The organism is Leyella lascolaii (assembly GCF_900079775.1).
GTDB lineage: Bacteria > Bacteroidota > Bacteroidia > Bacteroidales > Bacteroidaceae > Prevotella > Prevotella lascolaii.
This window is the reverse complement of record NZ_LT556036.1, coordinates 572801-574689: the sequence shown is the minus strand read 5'-3', so window position 1 is coordinate 574689 and position 1889 is coordinate 572801. Positions and strand designations below refer to the sequence as shown.

Sequence of the window (1889 nt, the reverse complement as noted above, 5' to 3'; positions counted from 1 at the left end):
ATTTAATTACTTGATTTGTTGCCTTTAATGAGCACCAATCTTGACAATGTCCGGCTTACAGCTTCCATATTTACACTGGAGTCTATATTATTATTAACAATGCCTTGATGCCAAAACCTATATGGTGGATTCTCCGTGTGTTCCAGCACGTCCTCCTTTTTTTATTGGGGTTATACTTCGTTTTATGTTCGTTGCGGACGGAACTTTTCCGCCCGCAACGGCTTACTGCTTCCTCAAGGTAGGCAATGCTCCTTTAAGTTCGTAACGCCACTCTGAGCCTGCGTTCTGCAAGGCGCGGTTCATGGCATCAACGGCTTTCTGCCAGGTAACGTAAGTGCCGTCTACCTTCGTAGATTCGGGGGCGGTCTTATAGCCTCGTTCCTGATTGTTCTTCCTGTAGCAGGCGGTCACGGTGGTGTAGTTATCTCCCAACAAGCCGAAGATATGTACATTGCCGGTGCTACTACCTGTACTGGTTACGTTGCCCGTGGCATAGCAGGCACGAACGCCTTTTCCTCCGTTCATTCCCACCAGACCGCCGCCAGAGATATTCTTTTTGGGGGCTATTTCTATGATCACGTTGCCCGTGGCATAGCAAGCGGTCAGGGTGGCACCCCCATTCGTCTGACCTGCCACGCCGCCGACATAGACCGTTCCCTTCACTGTGGCAGAGGAGCTGCATCCGGTGATGGAACCGTTCCATTGAGCACCCACTACACCGCCGACGTACACCGTGCCGCTGACGCTGCCCGACACCGAGCAGTTTTCAATGGTGCCATCGCTATATCCTGCCACACCGCCGGCAAAGCCCGAACTGCGATTGCTTGTTATCTGTACGTCCTCCATCATCACGTTCTTCACCGTACCAGCATAACCGATAGAGCCGAACAGACCCACAAATTGGTCATTTGTCGTAACGGTCAGCCCCTTGATGGTATGACCGCCACCGTCGAAGGTGCCGGTGTATTTGTTGCTGAAACTTGTGCCTATCGGCGTCCAGTTTTTGCCTGTGAGGTCAATGTCTGTGTCGAGGGTAATGTTAATGTCGCTCTTACCTCCGTTCACTAATTCGGCTATATTCATCAGGCCATCGGCGGAGGTCACGGTGTAGCTGCCGTTGCTCTCTATGGTATAGCCCAGGTCTTTTGCCGCAGCGAGGGAGAGCTTGTTATCTGTACGCCCTCCATCACCACGTTCTTCACCGTACCAGCTCTATTGAGCCAGCCGAACAGACCCGCATATTCGTCATTTGTCGTAAAGGTCAGCCCCGTGATGGTATGGCCGCTACCGTCGAAGGTGCCGGTGTATGAGTTGTCGTAGTCTGTGCCTATCGGTGTCCAGTTTTTGCCTGTGAGGTCAATGTTTTTGTCGAGGGTAATGTTTATGTCGGTCTTACCTCCGTTCACTAATTCGGCTACATTCATCAGGCCGTCGGCGTTATAGACCGTGTAGGTATTGGTGTTGCTGTCGTAGATGTAGCCCAAATCCTCAGCTGCGCCGCTCTCGCCGCCGCCGTCAGCCCAGCTGTCGATAGTGCAACCCTCTAACGTTAGGCCGGTGGCGTTCACCTTGACGGTATATTTATAGCGGGTGCCCGCCTCTAATACGACGTCGTTTTGCGGACGGAAGTAGAAGGTGCCGCTGCCGAGTTCCACCCGGATGAACGGCCTGCCTGCCGCAACGGTCTGCGGGGCGGTTAGTGCCTCGTAGGTGTTGCCGCTTGCGTTGTAGGTCTTGATGGCAGTCGGGTTGCCGTTATCGGCGGACAGGCTCACGAGGATCACTGTGGCACCGGCGACGCTTGTGAATCCCGTGCCGGGCTTCAGTTCGATTGTCACGCGTGCCGTGCGGTGGGTAAATTCAAGAGTCGGGTTGTTAAATTCCACCTT

The 1889-nt window shown here is 53.5% G+C and carries 2 pseudogenes; both read right to left on the bottom strand.

Annotated elements, in window-relative coordinates:
• Positions 1-222: 222 nt before the first annotated feature.
• Positions 223-1164, bottom strand: a pseudogene (locus BN4609_RS05705) (GLUG motif-containing protein); the annotation flags it as partial.
• Positions 1161-1889 (bottom strand): annotated as a pseudogene (locus BN4609_RS05700) (fimbrillin family protein); the annotation flags it as partial. The pseudogenes BN4609_RS05705 and BN4609_RS05700, both read right to left, overlap by 4 nt.